Source organism: Enterobacter sp. SM3 (assembly GCF_009811935.2).
Classification (GTDB): domain Bacteria; phylum Pseudomonadota; class Gammaproteobacteria; order Enterobacterales; family Enterobacteriaceae; genus Enterobacter; species Enterobacter asburiae_D.
Genome location: NZ_CP099971.1, coordinates 2,177,329 through 2,193,624 on the forward strand (window position 1 = coordinate 2,177,329; position 16,296 = coordinate 2,193,624).

17 protein-coding genes are annotated in these 16,296 nt (G+C 53.6%); 8 read left to right on the forward strand and 9 right to left on the reverse strand.

The window, feature by feature from the left end; all coding sequences use genetic code 11:
- The first annotated feature begins 169 nt into the window (after nt 1–169).
- Entirely contained in the window at nt 170–595 is a 426-nt protein-coding gene (locus tag GVO84_RS10315) for a VOC family protein (protein WP_159514046.1), read from the forward strand.
- A 170-nt stretch (nt 596–765) separates the two neighbouring features.
- Nucleotides 766–2,502, forward strand: coding sequence for a SulP family inorganic anion transporter (locus tag GVO84_RS10320; protein WP_159514047.1), 1,737 nt, complete (start codon nt 766–768; stop codon nt 2,500–2,502).
- Between the two features lie 236 nt (nt 2,503–2,738).
- Here GVO84_RS10320 and GVO84_RS10325 read toward each other — a convergent pair whose 3' ends face one another.
- The 6 genes from GVO84_RS10325 to GVO84_RS10350 form a co-directional block, all read right to left on the reverse strand.
- Nucleotides 2,739–3,140 (reverse strand): hypothetical protein, encoded by a 402-nt coding sequence (locus GVO84_RS10325; RefSeq protein ID WP_159514048.1) that lies wholly within the window; start codon nt 3,138–3,140, stop codon nt 2,739–2,741.
- Between the two features lie 170 nt (nt 3,141–3,310).
- Entirely contained in the window at nt 3,311–3,535 is a 225-nt protein-coding gene (locus GVO84_RS10330; protein ID WP_121423573.1) for a hypothetical protein, read from the reverse strand.
- 223 nt (nt 3,536–3,758) lie between these two features.
- Nucleotides 3,759–4,328, reverse strand: coding sequence for a hypothetical protein (locus GVO84_RS10335; protein WP_121423574.1), 570 nt, complete (start codon nt 4,326–4,328; stop codon nt 3,759–3,761).
- 152 nt (nt 4,329–4,480) lie between these two features.
- Nucleotides 4,481–5,095: a Tat proofreading chaperone DmsD gene (dmsD, locus tag GVO84_RS10340; protein ID WP_159514049.1), complete on the reverse strand. Its 615-nt coding sequence runs from the start codon at nt 5,093–5,095 to the stop codon at nt 4,481–4,483.
- Between the two features lie 93 nt (nt 5,096–5,188).
- Nucleotides 5,189–7,627: a selenate/tellurate reductase subunit YnfE gene (gene ynfE, locus GVO84_RS10345; protein ID WP_159514050.1), complete on the reverse strand. Its 2,439-nt coding sequence runs from the start codon at nt 7,625–7,627 to the stop codon at nt 5,189–5,191.
- A 256-nt stretch (nt 7,628–7,883) separates the two neighbouring features.
- The gene (locus GVO84_RS10350; protein WP_159514051.1) at nt 7,884–8,150 is read right to left on the reverse strand and encodes a DUF1161 domain-containing protein; all 267 of its coding nucleotides are present in this window, start codon (nt 8,148–8,150) and stop codon (nt 7,884–7,886) included.
- Between the two features lie 104 nt (nt 8,151–8,254).
- Here GVO84_RS10350 and GVO84_RS10355 point away from each other — a divergent pair, with 104 nt between their 5' ends.
- Nucleotides 8,255–8,965 (forward strand): YnfC family lipoprotein, encoded by a 711-nt coding sequence (locus GVO84_RS10355; RefSeq protein WP_121423578.1) that lies wholly within the window; start codon nt 8,255–8,257, stop codon nt 8,963–8,965.
- 17 nt (nt 8,966–8,982) lie between these two features.
- Here GVO84_RS10355 and speG read toward each other — a convergent pair whose 3' ends face one another.
- Both speG and GVO84_RS10365 read right to left on the reverse strand, forming a co-directional pair.
- A complete protein-coding gene (speG, locus tag GVO84_RS10360; RefSeq protein WP_029739396.1) occupies nt 8,983–9,543 on the reverse strand; it encodes a spermidine N1-acetyltransferase in 561 nt (186 codons plus the stop codon).
- Nucleotides 9,543–9,881, reverse strand: coding sequence for a DUF1283 family protein (locus GVO84_RS10365; protein ID WP_023335541.1), 339 nt, complete (start codon nt 9,879–9,881; stop codon nt 9,543–9,545). Before GVO84_RS10365 ends, speG begins: the two co-directional genes overlap by 1 nt.
- 152 nt (nt 9,882–10,033) lie before the next feature.
- On the opposite strand from GVO84_RS10365, the gene GVO84_RS10370 reads away from it, so the two are divergent.
- The 5 genes from GVO84_RS10370 (at nt 10,034) to GVO84_RS10390 (ending at nt 15,844) form a co-directional block, all read left to right on the forward strand.
- Nucleotides 10,034–10,360 carry a YnfA family protein gene (locus GVO84_RS10370; RefSeq protein WP_159514052.1) on the forward strand — a complete coding sequence of 109 codons (327 nt, stop codon included), beginning with the start codon at nt 10,034–10,036 and terminating at the stop codon, nt 10,358–10,360.
- 111 nt (nt 10,361–10,471) lie between these two features.
- Nucleotides 10,472–11,686: a D-mannonate dehydratase ManD gene (manD, locus tag GVO84_RS10375; RefSeq protein WP_063145672.1), complete on the forward strand. Its 1,215-nt coding sequence runs from the start codon at nt 10,472–10,474 to the stop codon at nt 11,684–11,686.
- Nucleotides 11,687–11,700: 14 nt separating this feature from the next.
- Entirely contained in the window at nt 11,701–12,720 is a 1,020-nt protein-coding gene (locus GVO84_RS10380) for a Zn-dependent oxidoreductase (RefSeq protein ID WP_159514053.1), read from the forward strand.
- Nucleotides 12,721–12,792: 72 nt separating this feature from the next.
- Nucleotides 12,793–14,160, forward strand: coding sequence for an MFS transporter (locus tag GVO84_RS10385; protein WP_159514054.1), 1,368 nt, complete (start codon nt 12,793–12,795; stop codon nt 14,158–14,160).
- Between the two features lie 220 nt (nt 14,161–14,380).
- A complete protein-coding gene (locus GVO84_RS10390) occupies nt 14,381–15,844 on the forward strand; it encodes a mannitol dehydrogenase family protein (protein ID WP_159514055.1) in 1,464 nt (487 codons plus the stop codon).
- 43 nt (nt 15,845–15,887) lie between these two features.
- Here the strand turns inward: GVO84_RS10390 and ydfZ are convergent, their stop codons facing one another.
- On the reverse strand, nt 15,888–16,091 hold the full coding sequence (gene ydfZ / locus GVO84_RS10395) for a putative selenium delivery protein YdfZ (protein WP_014883679.1): 204 nt from the start codon (nt 16,089–16,091) through the stop codon (nt 15,888–15,890).
- Between the last annotated feature and the right edge of the window lie 205 nt (nt 16,092–16,296).

Consider the following 16,296-nt stretch of genomic DNA (forward strand, 5'->3'; position numbering starts at 1 on the left):
TTAGCATACATACGAAAACTCGAGATATTCACGTCACGAGGTGGAGGGCTGAGATGACCTTACAGAACAGGTTCTGCAATGGTCAAAAACAGCCTTTTTATGGCCCCTTGAATCATAGCCTCTGAGGTATAATCGCTGTTCAGATAAACGGCAAAGAGGATGAAACAAGATGCTGACTTATATCACTATAGGTACAAATGACCTTCAGCGCGCCGTGGCGTTTTATGACGCTATTTTTAACGTGCTTGGCTATTCACGTTTGCCTGCCTGGACAGAGGACTGGGCAATGTGGGGAGATGAAAATAATCCCGATGAAGGCTTCAGCTTCTGTATCTGCCCTCCTTTTGACGGGCATCCTGCAACGGCGGGAAACGGAACCATGTTCGCATTCCGTGCATATAACGCGGACCTTGTCAGACGGTTCCATGCCGCAGGCCTCCTTGCGGGAGGGAAGAGTGAAGGCGAGCCAGGGACACGAACCGCGTACGGCCCCGATTTTTATGTTGCCTATCTGCGCGATCCTGACGGCCATAAGCTGGCATGCGTTTGCCAGCATTATTCTCCTGAAGCCGATATGTTCACGGACGAGGAATAGTCACAAGCGGTAATTTTTGAACTATGTTTAACAGCAGTCAGAATAATAACTAGTTGAACTGTTATTAAATTCTGAACAGTGGCAGTCTTAATCCGGAGCATTTGAAAGCCAGAACCTCACTGAGAAGTGTGCCAACATAACGCGGGTAATATTTATATCCGGAGAATAACGTGTTCGGAAAAGTTTTATTAAACTACATGCCAGGTTTACAAAATTTGTTAGCCTACGATAAAAGCTGGCTAAAACAGGATGTTAAAGCAGGGTTATCCGTTGCGGCGGTCGCGCTACCCGTCGCTATTGCGTATGCTGAACTGGCAGGTGTAGGTGCAATAGTGGGGCTGTATTCCTGCGTTTTACCGATGATAGCGTATGCGCTGTTTGGTTCTTCACGTCAGCTTATTGTTGGCCCTGATGCCACGACCTGCGCGGTGATTGCAGCCGTCGTGTTTCCTCTTTCTGCGGGTAATCCCGAACTGCACTGGCAACTGACGATTATCATGACGTTGATGATGGGCGGGTGGTGCCTGCTTGCCAGTAAGTTTCGCCTGGGCGCGCTTGCCGATCTGCTTTCTCATCCCATTCTTACGGGTTTGCTTAATGGCGTAGCCGTGACGATTATTGTCGGGCAATTAGGCAAGGTGTTGGGGATAAAACTCGATGAAGCGCAGGTTATTGAGAAAATAATGGCCTTGCCAGGCCGACTTTCAGACAGCCATTTATTAACTATAGGGATATCACTTTTAACGTTAATTATTTTAATGGTTATCAAAACGTATCGCAGCCACTGGCCGGCACCGTTGATTGCCATTGTGCTGACAACTGTTCTGGTGTGGGGAACATCTGCGCAACAGTATGGTATCGCCACGATTGGGGGGGATGGCTTCGAGCCTGGTTTACCCGTCGTTAACTGGGGAGCGTTCCAGCCCGGTCCGATGCGTGATTTAGTGATCCCGGCGCTGAACCTGGCTTTAGTTAGTTTTGTCAGCCTGATGCTGACCGCCCGCAGTTTCGCCGCGAAAAATGGCTATGAAATTAATGCTGATGCTGAGTTCAGAGCGCTGGGTATAGCGAACATTATGTCTGGCTTATCTCAGGGATTCGCTATCAGTGGAGCCGATTCCCGGACCGCGGTTAATGATTCAGTGGGTGGGAAAAGCCAGCTGGTTTCCATCGTCGCAGCCTTACTCATCGGTATCGTAGTGGTATTTTTCACTCAGCCATTACAGTTTATTCCGGTATCTGCATTAGGTATTGTTCTAATGTATGCCTCGTGGTCATTGATTGATTTACGTGGGTTATGGAACCTGAGGCGCAGAAATAAACAGGCATTTCGCCTGGCCTTCTTCACGTTTGGCTGTGTTTTAATTATCGGCGTTATCCAGGGGATCGGCCTTGCGGTGCTGCTTGGGCTGCTACAGTTCCTTCGTACGGTGTTTCGTCCCTCTGAGCACTTGTTGGGCACTGACGAAGATGGAATGATTCACTCATTAGGCAATACAACCGATATTAAAATGGTCCCGGGCGTGCTGATGTATCGATTTAACTCACCGTTGACCTATTTTAATGTGGCTTATTTTAAACGCCGGGTATTGAACCTGGTTGATGGCGCGGCATTACAACCCAAATGGGTGGTCATTGATGCCGTTGCTTGCTTCACCTATTCAGACATCAGCGTTCTGGCAACCATTAATGAGTTAAAGCGTGACCTGAAGGGGCGACAGATTAAATTAATCCTTGCGGGCAGGAAAACGGAATTAACACGCTGGTTTAAAGAGAGTCGGCCAACGATGAATGATGATGACATGATCCTGGCACCAGACCTCTATCTCGCACTTCGGTTCATTCAGAGCAAAGAGAGTGCGAGTGAGGGGGAATCAGATGGTAATGCACAACCAAACCCTGGTTAAAGGCTAAAAATTACTGCTTCCGGAACAGGACTGCGGTTGCAGTCCTGACCGCCTTAGACATCAATCGATTCAGTGATCTCTAACGCATCGTCGACTTCAATACCCTGATAATGGACTGTACTTTCCCCTCATAAGCGAAAAAAAACAGGTTTTGGAGAAATAAGTCTGGTACGAATGTCGGGAAAAAATAACAAATGTGATGCCCCTAAAAAAGCATATAAGTATGTATGCTTAACTTAATCAAAAACATGCATGGCTTCCAACTGCTCTGTTTTCATTTGATTGCAAGAGGATAAAAATTTATTTTTAAAGTCTGGTGGAGGCGTTCTTAGTTGCCGCACTGTCTCTTTATTTACTTCTAACTCCCGTAACTGTGCAATTGTACTTTTACGAATCGATGATAGAAAAAAATCACCTGCGTTCTCTTTATGACTCTCTATATAATTAGTGAGTATTTTAGACGACGCCTGAACTGCTTTTTCCTCAGAAAAACCTAAAGTAAAGCGAGAGTAGATGACATTGTATTGGTATAAGCATGCTGCTTCAGCCATTTGTTTAGCTTGCTCTCTTGGGGAAATTTCACTTGCCCATGACTGGGAAGTGATGAGCAATATAATCAGTAACAATCGTATTTTCATGTGTGGAGTTCATTTCAATTGGGAATGCAATAGTTAAACCTATCTGGCGTAGGCTTGGCAACAGCCGCTTATTGCACGCAGAAAACATTCACAACACCTAACACCGAGGCTCAACTACTGACGGCCTGAACAGTGAGATGTTCCTTTCCTGTCGTTAATGCTTGTGGCATCTATCTCAGTAAAAACTGAATCAGCTGAACAAAGATATACACTGCCGCTGCCACTTGTATTGCCTGCCAGCCCCATCTGAGATAGCGCCATTCATGGCGTTCTCTGGCATTAGCCTCTGCAATAGCGGAGTCATAACGCTTTTTTTTCTTTCCCCTGACCTCATTTATTACCCACAGGATGAGAACAAAGATAATGATGGTTTTCTGAAGTATGGGAGTATCCACTAAAATGACTCCGGTTTGCTCGCTGGTAAAAGCAGAATAGGGTAATAACCGTCACGTATCTACCACTAAATGTAGGGGGATGAGGACGATTTTGTACTGACTGGATTCTAAGAGGATCCTGCCCATAGCATGTTGCTCCGCTGTGAATGCACAATCTGTATGGCTGACAGCTATGAGCTAAACTTGAGTACCATTCATTTCACCGGCGCAATAAAAATGGCGACTACAAATAAATAAATTCATACTTCACGATGTAAGTCCCAATTTTATTAACACGAGCCGTTACCCATACCCCTGTCATTCCCTGTTTACGGTGGCTGTGCAGATATTCTTTGTTGGTACAAAGCTGTATCCATCTGTGAGTGTTCTGATCTTTTAACCAGAGACCCGCTTCACAATGGCTATACTTACCTCTCGAAGGCCCCGGAAAGACAACCTCATATTCAGATTCATAGCCAATTATTTTGTCCGGGAAGAGATAGACATAAATATCATAGCAATTTAAGCTCAATACAAACCCAAGCCAAAAACCACATAAGAAAGTATTGGAAAAATATTTTAAGGTTTGGTTAAAAGCGTGCACAAAAAAAGCACGTATAACAAAAAGCGCTCCAATCAATGCTCCAATAGAAATATACGTTATCCATTCAGGAATCGATTTTTGCAAAATGGTATTGTCGGAGATGTTTGATGCCCATGCCATATACCAGAACCATGCGCCTAAAATGACAAATGTTATAGCCGTTATGAATAGCCTTTTAATTTTATTTTCGGAATGATGGTTTTCAGTCATTTTTTATTTTGTATGTATCAAAAAATAGCGTAATTTTTTACGTAAGGCCATTATATATTATTTATCTTAATATGACTCATGTTTCGATATGAATTTTTAAACGTCATCTTCTGACTGCAGCTTGCCCGCCACTCGCGAGCAAGCCTCCCGCCTTAGCGATACAGCGTCTTTTCCGCAACCGGAATAAGCAGCCCGGATCGCCAGTCCGCGAGCGTTAGCTGTGCAAGCCTGCCCAGCGCGGTATAAAACGGATGCCCGGCGTTGTCGACAAACACCGACAGGAAGCGGGTGCTCCACGGCAGCAGGTGCCACGCCAGAAGCTGATCGCACTCCGCTTCGCGGCCATTTTCGGCCAGCCACGCCGCGAGCATTAGCAGCGTACCAAAGTGATCTTCCGGCTCGTTCTGCTGCATCTCAAAAGCGATACTGTTCTCCCGCATCCACTGGCGCAGCGCGAGGGTCGAGTCGCCAAACAGCACGGATTCGCGGTCAAGCCAGACGGAGCCCCACGGCGGGGCGGGCAGGGCGTAAGGGCCAATAAACAGCCGTTGCCAGGCGTCCGTCAGCGGTTCATCGGATGATGAGGCAAACGTATCGGCAACGGGCAGCAGCGTTTCCGATGGCAGGGGCCAGTCCTGAACCCATTCGCCCGCGGTGAGCGCTTTCACCAGCGGCGCGGCCTGCTCGCTGTCGGGAGCGAAGTAAAACAGCGCGCCCAGTACGCGGGCGCTGAACGCGAACGATTCACGATGTGAGACATCTTTCATTAAACTTTCCTTGCTCGCGCGGATGACGTCCGCGCGACTGTGTTAACCGATAATACTTACCATAGAATAAACCAGGGTCTCGCGTTTCACCCTCTATACCTTCTCAATCTGCACCAGATTGGTGTGCTGCGGGTTGCCTTTTGCCAGCGGAGAAGGACGATGGGTCGTCAGCGTGTTGATGCATGAGCCGTGGTCGATACGATCGCCACTCATATTGGCATCGTGCCAGGCACCCTGGCCCATGGCGCTCACGCCGGGCATGATGCGTGGCGTGACCTTCGCTTCAATTCGCACCTCGCCGCGGTTATTAAAGACGCGCACCGTATCCCCGTTCTTAATGCCGCGTTTTTCGGCATCGACAGGATTAAGCCAGACTTCCTGGCGGCAGGCCGCTTTCAGCACGTCGACGTTACCGTAGCTCGAGTGGGTTCGGGCTTTGAAGTGGAAGCCAAACAGCTGCAGCGGGAACTGCGCGCGCTCGGGGGCGTCCCAGCCGTCAAAAGTAGAGGCGTAGACGGGCAGAGGGCTAATGGTTTCATCTTTTTCCAGCTCCCAGGTGGCCGCAATCTCCGCCAGCTTGCTGGAATAAATTTCAATCTTGCCCGATGGCGTTTTCAGCGGATTGGCTTCCGGGTTCTCGCGGAATTTTTTATAGGCCACGAAGTGTCCGTTCGGATCTTTACGCTTATAAATGCCCATTTTTTTCAGCTCGTCATAGGACGGAAGCTGAGGATCTTTTGCGAGCATTTTGCCGTACAGGAACTGGAGCCACTGTTCCTGCGTGCGTCCTTCGGTGAATTTCTGATGGATATCCGGCCCGAGGCGTTTCGCCACTTCGCTCATGATCCAGTAGATAGGCTTACGCTCGAACTTCGGTGCGGTCACGGGCTGAAGGAAAATCAGGTAGCCCATGTTGCCCGCATAATCGTTCGGAATGATGTCTTCCTGCTCGACGGTCATCAGGTCCGGCAGCACGATATCGGCGTACTTCGCTGACGAGGTCATGAAGTTGTCGATGACGACAATCATTTCGCACTTGCTCTCATCCTGCAGGATATCGTGGGTTTTATTGATATCGGAGTGCTGATTGATGATGGTATTACCCGCATAGTTCCAGATGAACTTAATCGGCACGTCCAGCTTATCTTTCCCACGCACGCCGTCGCGAAGGGCGGTCATCTCCGGCCCGCGAGCGATGGCGTCCGTCCAGCTGAAGCAGGAGATTTGCGTTTTGACCGGGTTATCCGGCAGGGGCATACGCTCGATGGTGATGGTATACGTTGACTCACGCGCGCCGCTGTTACCGCCGTTGATGCCTACGTTTCCGGTGAGGATAGGCAGCATGGCGATGGCGCGGGACGTCAGCTCGCCGTTTGCCTGGCGCTGTGGTCCCCAGCCCTGGCAGATGTAGGCCGGCTTCGCGGAGCCGATTTCGCGGGCCAGCTTGACGATGCGATCCGCCGGAATGCCGGTGATGCGTGAGGCCCACTCCGGCGTTTTCGCCGTGTGGTCATCCCCCTGGCCGAGAATATAGGCTTTGTAGTGGCCGTTAGCGGGCGCGCCTTCCGGCAGCGTTTTTTCGTCATAGCCAACGCAGTATTTATCCAGAAACGGCTGGTCGACCAGGTTTTCGTCGATTAATACCCAGGCAATACCCGCCACCAGTGCGGCATCGGTACCCGGACGGATCGGGATCCACTCATCTTCGCGTCCGGCTGCCGTATCGGTATAGCGGGGGTCGATAACGATCATTCGCGCGTTGGACCGCTCGCGAGCCTGCTCCAGGTAATAGGTAATCCCGCCGCCGCTCATGCGCGTTTCCGCCGGATTATTGCCGAACATCACCACCAGTTTGGTGTTTTCAATATCCGAGGTGCTGTTCCCGTCGTTGCTGCCGTAGGTGTAGGGCATGGCGCAGGCAATTTGCGCCGTGCTGTAGGTGCCGTAGTGGCTCAGAAAACCGCCGTAGCAGTTCATCAGGCGCGCCACCAGCGAAGCGTAAGGGGAGGAGCGGGTGATATTGCCGCCGACAATGCCGGAGGAGTAGTTAATATACACCGCTTCGTTGCCGTATTTGTCGACCACGTCTTTCAGGCTGGCGGTGAGGGTGTTCAGCGCCTCATCCCATGTGATGCGCTCAAACTTGCCCTCACCGCGTTTGCCCACGCGTTTCATCGGGTAGTTCAGGCGGTCAGGGTGATTGATCCGACGGCGAATTGAACGTCCGCGCAGGCAGGCGCGCACCTGATGGTTACCGTAAATATCCTCGCCCGTGTTATCGGTTTCGACCCAGTACACTTCGTCGTCGCGGACGTGCAGACGCAGCGCGCAGCGGCTGCCGCAGTTGACCGAGCAGGCGCCCCACACCACTTTATCTTCAGCAGGCTGGACGGCGTTCTTCACCGCCGCGGCGGCGCTTTTTAAACCAAAAGGAAGCGAGATCCCGCCAGCGGCAAGCGCCAGAGAACCTATAGCCGTTGATTTCACGAGAGTTCGACGGCTAATTCCGCCGTGATGTTCAGTATCGGACATGGCTCACCCCATCATTATACCCGTCATACTTCAAGCTGCAGGTGCGTTGGCTGCACTCACTCACCCCAGTCACGTACTTATGTACGCTCCTGGGGATTCGTTCCCTTGCCGCCTTCCTGCAACTCAAATTATTTAGGGTATATAATTGCGTATTATTTTCCCCGAAATGATAACCGGGCTAATGATGGGGTGAGTGTTACTTATTTGGCGGTATTAGATCTTAATCCTCATCAAATCAAAGGGGATTGAGGGTAAATTACTGAGCTTCAGCAGCCCCGCTGCCTGTACGGGTGTACAAAATTTTAAACGTGTCGTTGGCGCAGTGGCCCACCACCTGCGCATCCGGCTGGTCTGCCTGGTCGTTCGGCACAATGCTCAGCGTAAAACCTGACTCAGGTACGCCGTTGTTGATAATCTTCTGCTGAATGTCGCTTTTCACGCGTTCGCAGGAATCCGGTGCCGCCAGCGCGGCCGTTGAGGCACTCATTAACAGCAGGGCGGTAATCCAGGGTAACCGTTTCATCTCTTGCTCCTTTTCTCTGTGTAGAGATTAATTTTAGCAGGCTTCGTGTAAACAACTGTATTTGCTAATATGATTGGGAATAATCTCCCTTTACGGTAATAAATGTGAAGAAATACGCAGCGATAACGCTACTGGCAGCAACACTGGTGGGGTGCGACAACAGCTCCGCGCCGCTGTCGTTTACGCCCGAGATGGCGAGTTTTTCAAACGAATTTGATTTCGATCCTCTGCGCGGCCCGGTTAAAGACTTTACCCAGACGCTGTTCAACGATAAGGGCGAAGTGTCCAAACGGGTTACCGGCACCGTGTCGACGGAAGGGTGTTTCGATACGCTGGAGCTGCACGACCTGGAGGCCAACACCGGCGTGGCGCTGGTGCTGGATGCCAATTACTACCTTGATGCGGAAACCCAGCAGCGCAAAGTGAAGCTGCAGGGGAAATGCCAGCTGGCCGAACTGCCGTCAGCCGGGGTGACGTGGGATACCGACGACAACGGTTTTGTGGTGGCGGCGCACGGCAAAGAGATGGAAGTGAAGTATCGCTACGATGCGGATGGCTACCCGCTGGGCAAAACCACCGTCTCCGGCGATCAGCACCTGTCCGTCCAGTCGACGCCGTCTAAAGATGTTCGCAAAAGGATGGATTACTCGGCGGTGAGCATGCTGAATGACAAGCCGATGGGCAACGTCAAGCAGAGCTGCGATTACGATCGACACAATAATCCGGTGAGCTGCGATCTGACGATCACCGACGACAGCGTCAAACCTGCCGTTGAGCGCAAGTACACCATCAAAAACACGATTGAATACTACTGAGAATAAAACCGCGCAGGTTACTGCGCGGTCGGTTTCAGCAGGCTGGCGCCTGACGGCTTGTGCCCGGCCAGATGCTGATGCTGGAAGATGCACATGCGAATGGTATTCCGGTATTCACCGTTGATAAAGAACTCGTGAACCAGCTCGCCTTCCACCATAAAGCCCAGCTTGCGGTAGATATGGATCGCTTTCTCGTTCTCTTTGTCCACAATCAGATAGAGCTTGTAGAGATTCAGAACGTTGAACCCGTAATCCATTGCCAGCTTCGCTGCCCGTGAGGCAAGGCCTTTTCCCTGATGCTCAGGGGAAATAATGATCTGAAACTCCGCCCGACGGTGAACATGGTTGATTTCAACCAGCTCCACAAGACCGGCTTTTTCGCCTTCACACTCCACCACAAAACGACGTTCACTCTGATCGTGAATGTGCTTATCGTAGAGATCGGACAGCTCAACAAAGGCCTCGTAAGGCTCTTCGAACCAGTAGCGCATCACGCTGGCATTGTTGTCGAGCTGGTGGACGAAGCGCAGGTCTTCACGCTCCAGCGGACGGAGTTTAATGTCGCAGGGCGCCGACATTACGGGGCTACCGTGCGGCCAGTGCGGCGATCCAGGCAGCGCAGGGTGTTAGGCTCCCAGTAGGCATTGACGTTTGCACTTTGCTGACACTTATCGCGCGCGTCAAAAGCGACATCTTCTTTGTCCCACTCTTTTTCAGCACGTTTGTTGACCTTCTGACGAAGGTTACGGGTGTCATTCCATTGTTCTTTGTCCATGGCGGCGTTCTGACGGCTTTGCGCGCTGTCACCAGACTCAATAATGAGCTTGCTGGTTTCCGCTGTCGCAGAGGCGGCAAAGGCGAACGATGACAGCGCCAGCAGGGCTGTCAGACAAAGGCGTTTGCTTAATGTGGTCATAGCGTTTCCTTTTAAATGGGTGCAGATAATCAAGTTACCCCGAACAGATTCTACACCAAAGAGAAATGACGGCATACCCGCGGAGCGGGTATGGAAAAGTAAAGGACATTATCGGGTATGATGTCTAAATAGATCCTCACCTGACGTTAACTATGCTCAAAACGACGCTGCTTTTTTTTGCTACCGCGCTATGTGAAATCATCGGCTGCTTCCTGCCGTGGCTCTGGCTGAAGAAGGGAGGGTCCGTAATGCTGCTCATCCCGGCAAGCGTCGCGCTGGCTCTCTTTGTCTGGCTGTTAACGCTGCATCCGGCTGCCAGCGGCCGCGTCTACGCCGCTTACGGTGGTGTCTATGTCTGTACTGCGCTGCTGTGGTTACGCGTGGTGGATGGCGTCAAACTCAGCGCGTACGACTGGGCCGGCGCGCTGGTTGCCCTGTGCGGTATGCTGATCATTGTGGCGGGATGGGGGCGCGCCTGAGTCCCCGGGTTTTGTGATCGTTAGCTGATTTCATGATCATTACACTTGTATGGTAGTAGGGTTGGTGGGTAAATTTCCAGCATCACAACGAACGATGTAAGGAAAGGAACTATGAAGATTGTCGCGGCTGACGTGTTTGTTACCTGCCCGGGGCGGAACTTTGTCACCCTTAAAATCACCACCGATGAGGGGATTGTCGGCCTCGGTGACGCTACGCTGAACGGACGCGAGCTCTCCGTTGCCTCGTACCTCAAGGATCACCTTTGCCCCCAGCTGATTGGCCGCGATGCGCACCGCATCGAAGACATCTGGCAATTCTTCTATAAGGGCGCCTACTGGCGTCGCGGCCCGGTCACCATGTCGGCCATCTCCGCCGTGGACATGGCGCTGTGGGACATCAAAGCCAAAGCGGCCAACATGCCGCTCTACCAGTTGCTGGGCGGTGCATCCCGTGAAGGGGTGATGGTCTACTGCCACACCACCGGACACACGATTGACGACGTGCTGGAAGACTACGCCCGTCATAAAGAGATGGGCTTTAAGGCGATCCGCGTCCAGTGCGGCGTGCCGGGCATGAAAACCACCTACGGCATGGCCAAAGGGAAGGGGCTGGCCTACGAGCCTGCGACCAAAGGCGACTGGCCGGAAGAGCAGCTGTGGTCCACCGAAAAATACCTCGATTTCACACCGAAGCTGTTCGACGCGGTGCGCAGTAAATTCGGCTTCAATGAACATCTCCTGCACGACATGCACCATCGCCTGACGCCAATCGAAGCGGCGCGTTTCGGTAAAAGCATCGAGGAATTCCGCATGTTCTGGATGGAAGACCCAACGCCTGCGGAAAACCAGGCCTGCTTCCGCCTGATCCGCCAGCACACCGTCACGCCAATTGCGGTGGGGGAAGTGTTTAACAGCATCTGGGACTGCAAGCAGCTCATCGAAGAGCAGCTCATCGACTATATTCGCACCACCATTACCCACGCGGGCGGGATCACCGGAATGCGTCGCATCGCGGACTTTGCCTCGCTCTACCAGGTGCGCACCGGCTCGCACGGCCCGTCGGATCTCTCACCTGTCTGCCACGCCGCCGCGCTGCATTTCGATCTGTGGGTGCCAAACTTTGGCGTCCAGGAATATATGGGCTATTCCGAACAGATGCTGGAAGTCTTCCCGCACAGCTGGCGCTTTGATAACGGCTATATGCATCCGGGCGACAAGCCGGGGCTGGGCATCGAGTTTGATGAAAAACTGGCGGCGAAATACCCCTACGATCCGGCCTATCTGCCGGTGGCCCGTCTTGAAGACGGCACGCTATGGAACTGGTAAACGAGGAGCGAACGATGAAAAGCGTAGTGATTCAACAGCCGAACGAACTGGTGATTGAAGAGCGGCCACGCCCGGAGCCAGGCGCAGGCGAAGTCCGCGTCAAAATCACGCTGGCGGGGATCTGCGGTTCGGACAGCCACATCTATCGCGGCCATAATCCGTTTGCGAAGTATCCACGCACGATCGGCCACGAGTTCTTTGGCGTGATTGACGCCGTGGGTGAGGGCGTAGACAGCGCCCGTCTGGGCCAGCGCGTCTCGGTTGACCCGGTGATCAGCTGCGGACACTGCTACCCGTGTTCCGTCGGAAAACCGAACGTCTGCACCTCGCTGGTGGTGCTGGGCGTACACCGCGACGGGGGCTTCAGCGAATATGCGGCAGTGCCCGCTAAAAATGCCTGGCCTATCCCGGATGACATTCCGGATAAACACGCCGTCATGGTTGAGCCCTTCACCATCGCCGCCAACGTCACGGGGCAGGCCAACCCCACCGAGCAGGACGTTGCGCTGATCTACGGCGCTGGCCCGATGGGCCTGGTCACCGTGCAGGCGCTGAAAGGCGTCTATAAGGTGAAGCAGGTTATCGTGGTTGACCGCATCGATGAACGCCTGAAAATGGCCCAGCGCAGCGGCGCGGACTGGGTATTGAATAACGGCGAGCAGTCGTTGCAGGCCGCGCTGGACGAAAAGGGCATCAAACCGACGTTAATCATTGATGCCGCCTGTCATCCGGCGATTCTGCAGGAAGCGATAACCCTGGCCTCTCCGGCGGCGCGCATCGTGCTGATGGGCTTCTCCAGCAAGCCGAGCCAGATTGTTCAGCAGGGCATCACCGGCAAAGAGCTGGCGATCTTCTCCTCGCGCCTCAATGCCAACAAATTCCCGGTCGTCATCGACTGGCTGAAGAAGGGGCTAATCGACCCCGAAAAACTGGTTACCCATACCTTTGACTATCACCATGTAACAGACGCCATTGAACTGTTTGAGAAAGACCAGCGGCAGTGCTGCAAAGTCTTGCTCACGTTCGGCCAATAATCCTATACGCGGTTAAGAGCCTGCGCAGACAGGCTCTGGTGGTACGCATCTTACCTTTTAGAGATAGCCATTATGACGCAAGCACAACCTCAAAGAACCACCTCCGATCTGGTGAAAGCCGCCGTTTCCGGCTGGCTGGGCACCGCCCTGGAGTTTATGGACTTTCAGCTTTACTCGCTGGGGGCCGCCCTGGTCTTCCATGAGATCTTCTTCCCGGAACAGTCAGCCGCGATGGCGCTGATCCTCGCGATGGGGACCTACGGCGCAGGCTACATAGCACGTATTGTCGGCGCCTTTATCTTCGGCAGAATGGGCGACAGCATTGGTCGTAAGAAGGTGCTGTTTATCACCATCACCATGATGGGGATCTGCACCACGCTGATTGGCGTCCTGCCAACCTATGCGCAGATCGGGATTTTTGCCCCGGTTCTGCTGGTGACGCTGCGCATTATTCAGGGGCTCGGGGCCGGGGCGGAGATTTCCGGGGCCGGGACCATGCTGGCGGAGTACGCGCCGAAAGGCAAACGCGGCATCATCTCCTCGCTGGTGGCGATGGGCACCAACTGCGGAACGCTGAGCGCCACGGCGATCTGGGCGGTGATGTTCTTTGCCCTCGATCGTGAAGAGCTGATTGCCTGGGGCTGGCGCGTGCCGTTCCTCGCCAGCGTCGTGGTGATGATCTTCGCCATCTGGCTGCGTATGAACCTGAAAGAGAGCCCGGTGTTTGAGAAAGTGAACGATGCACAAGCCGCGCAGCCGGACACCTCGCTGGGTTCAATGGTGAAAAGTAAATCCTTCTGGCTGGCGACCGGCCTGCGGTTTGGTCAGGCGGGCAACTCGGGTCTCATCCAGACGTTCCTTGCCGGGTATCTGGTCCAGACGCTGCTGTTCGATAAAGCCATCCCTACCGATGCGCTGATGATAAGCTCCATTCTCGGGTTTATCTCCATTCCGCTGCTGGGCTGGCTTTCCGATAAAGTGGGACGCCGTCTGCCGTACATTATCCTCAATATCTCCGCCATTCTTATCGCGTACCCGATGCTGTCGATCATCGTCGATAAGAGCTATGCGCCGGGGACAATCATGCTCTCGATCATCGTTATCCATAACTTCGCCGTGCTGGGGCTGTTTGCGCTGGAAAATATCACCATGGCGGAGATGTTTGGCTCGCGAAATCGCTTTACCCGTATGGCTATCTCGAAAGAGGCGGGCGGTCTGGTGGCGGTGGGCTTTGGTCCGGTGCTGGCGGGGATCTTCTGCAATATGACCGGCTCCTGGTGGCCGATTGTCGCCATGCTGGTGGCCTACTCCGCGATTGGGCTGATCTCGGCGATCCTGATGCCGGAAGTGCGCGACCGTGATTTGAGCGCGGCGCAAGACGCAGCGGAATCCGCGCCCGAAGAGCGTGTGGGTTACGGGGCGATCTCCTCGCGACGCTAATGGTTTATAGCTTTCGTGACTTATCACACAACTTTATGTTTATGTCACACCACATGAGCAAAAGTTAATATAAATCAAAATATCAAACGGCAGTATCAGTATGGTTGATGGCAGTTATTTTTTTACCCCAACTGCCATTCTAGTTGGTGTAGTCAGCAGGCGCTGCCGCTTCAGAAGGAGCGGCAGCGATCCACAGCTTTCTAATTAACGAGTCTTAATCATGGAAAACACCTTATTACAGGCCAACGCGACGCTGCCTCATTACGATCGCGACAGCCTTAAAGCACGCATTGTACATTTAGGCTTCGGCGCATTTCACCGCGCGCATCAGGCGGTGTACGCCGACATTCTCGCGGCAGAGCACGGCAGCGACTGGGGCTACGGTGAGGTTAACCTGATTGGCGGCGAGCAGCAGATTGCCGATCTGAACGCGCAGGATAATCTTTATACCGTGGCGGAAATGTCTGCCGATGCCTGGACCTCCCGCGTGGTTGGCGTGGTCAGAAAGGCTCTCCATGCGCAGGTTGACGGGCTGGAGACCGTGCTGGCAGCGATGTGTGAACCGCTGGTGGCGATTGTCTCGCTGACCATCACCGAGAAAGGGTACTGCCACTCACCGGCGACGGGGCAACTGATGCTCGATCACCCGTTTATCGTCGCCGACCTGCAAAACCCGCACCAGCCGAAATCCGCGCCGGGCGTGGTGGTGGAAGCGCTGGCGCGTCGCAAAGCGGCGGGGCTGCCTGCGTTTAGCGTGATGTCCTGCGACAACATGCCGGAGAACGGCCACGTGATGCGCAATGTGACCTGCGCGTACGCCCGTGCGGTAGACGGTGAGCTGGCGGACTGGATCGAGGCTAACGTCACCTTCCCGTCAACCATGGTGGACCGCATCGTGCCGGCGGTCACGCCTGATACGCTGGATAAAATTGAGCAGCTGACGGGCGTGCGTGACCCGGCGGCAGTAGCCTGTGAACCGTTCCGCCAGTGGGTGATCGAAGACAACTTTGTGGCAGGACGTCCCGAGTGGGAAAAAGCCGGTGCCGAGTTGGTGTCAGACGTGATCCCGTTTGAAGAGATGAAGCTGCGCATGCTCAACGGCAGCCACTCGTTCCTGGCGTACCTGGGCTATCTGGCCGGATACCAGCATATCAACGACTGTATGGAAGATGAGAACTACCGCCTCGCCGCGCACGCGCTGATGCTTAACGAGCAGGCACCCACGCTGAAAGTGAAGGGCGTTGATTTAGGCCGCTATGCCGATCTCCTGATTGCCCGCTACAGCAACCCGGCCCTGCGCCATCGGACATGGCAAATCGCGATGGACGGCAGCCAGAAGCTCCCGCAGCGTATGCTGGACTCCGTGCGCTGGCACCTGGTGCACCAGAAACCTTTCCCACTGCTGGCGCTGGGTGTGGCTGGGTGGATGCGTTATGTCGGCGGCGTGGACGAGCAGGGTAACGCCATTGATGTGAGCGATCCGCAGCTGGCGGTGATTCAGGCGGCGGTGAAGGGAAGTGCGGAAGGAGAAAGTCGGGTTAACGCGCTGCTCGGCATTGAGGCCATCTTTGGTAAAGAGTTACCGCAGGAGCCGCGCTTTGTTGCTGCGGTGATGACCGCGTACCGGTCGCTGCTGCAACAGGGGGCGAAAGCGACCGTGGCGCAGTACGCGTCCCAACGGTAATTCAGCACATGCCGCCGTGCGCGGCGGCATGTCTGCGCACAGCTTAGTGCATCCCCAGGCGAATCAGCTCAATCGGCTCGAACTTACCTTCGCATCCTTCCACTTCAACCGTTTTGCTGCGACGCACCTGCGCGGCATCCAGCCCGTCGCTATGGATCGCTTTAATCACGCCAGTTTTGCCCGTGCCGCTAATCATGACGCGGCTGCCGGTGGTGATTGCATTTCGGTTACGGTCGTATGTCATCATGGTATATTCTCCTCTCTAACCTGTTCGTTACGGCCCTATTTCAGGTTTGCCATTCACGGGGCATATAAATACGCCTGTCCGCGCTTCATGTTTTTGTTTTTGATCAAACTCACACTTTTTTCTTTATTTCTTCGGCCGCTGACCATTCAGGACAGTAATTTACAAAGCAGACCGTTATTTTCATTAACTGATAGTTTCGACAGGG

What these genes read in the sequence shown, in the direction of transcription:
- GVO84_RS10315 (WP_159514046.1), top strand. Translation starts at nt 170, where the DNA reads ATGCTGACTTATATCACTATAGGTACAAATGACCTTCAGCGCGCCGTG.
- GVO84_RS10325 (WP_159514048.1), bottom strand. Translation starts at nt 3,140, where the DNA reads ATGAAAATACGATTGTTACTGATTATATTGCTCATCACTTCCCAGTCA.
- GVO84_RS10335 (WP_121423574.1), bottom strand. Translation starts at nt 4,328, where the DNA reads ATGACTGAAAACCATCATTCCGAAAATAAAATTAAAAGGCTATTCATA.
- dmsD (WP_159514049.1), bottom strand. Translation starts at nt 5,095, where the DNA reads ATGAAAGATGTCTCACATCGTGAATCGTTCGCGTTCAGCGCCCGCGTA.
- ynfE (WP_159514050.1), bottom strand. Translation starts at nt 7,627, where the DNA reads ATGTCCGATACTGAACATCACGGCGGAATTAGCCGTCGAACTCTCGTG.
- GVO84_RS10350 (WP_159514051.1), bottom strand. Translation starts at nt 8,150, where the DNA reads ATGAAACGGTTACCCTGGATTACCGCCCTGCTGTTAATGAGTGCCTCA.
- speG (WP_029739396.1), bottom strand. Translation starts at nt 9,543, where the DNA reads ATGTCGGCGCCCTGCGACATTAAACTCCGTCCGCTGGAGCGTGAAGAC.
- GVO84_RS10365 (WP_023335541.1), bottom strand. Translation starts at nt 9,881, where the DNA reads ATGACCACATTAAGCAAACGCCTTTGTCTGACAGCCCTGCTGGCGCTG.
- GVO84_RS10370 (WP_159514052.1), top strand. Translation starts at nt 10,034, where the DNA reads ATGCTCAAAACGACGCTGCTTTTTTTTGCTACCGCGCTATGTGAAATC.
- manD (WP_063145672.1), top strand. Translation starts at nt 10,472, where the DNA reads ATGAAGATTGTCGCGGCTGACGTGTTTGTTACCTGCCCGGGGCGGAAC.
- GVO84_RS10380 (WP_159514053.1), top strand. Translation starts at nt 11,701, where the DNA reads ATGAAAAGCGTAGTGATTCAACAGCCGAACGAACTGGTGATTGAAGAG.
- GVO84_RS10385 (WP_159514054.1), top strand. Translation starts at nt 12,793, where the DNA reads ATGACGCAAGCACAACCTCAAAGAACCACCTCCGATCTGGTGAAAGCC.
- GVO84_RS10390 (WP_159514055.1), top strand. Translation starts at nt 14,381, where the DNA reads ATGGAAAACACCTTATTACAGGCCAACGCGACGCTGCCTCATTACGAT.
- ydfZ (WP_014883679.1), bottom strand. Translation starts at nt 16,091, where the DNA reads ATGATGACATACGACCGTAACCGAAATGCAATCACCACCGGCAGCCGC.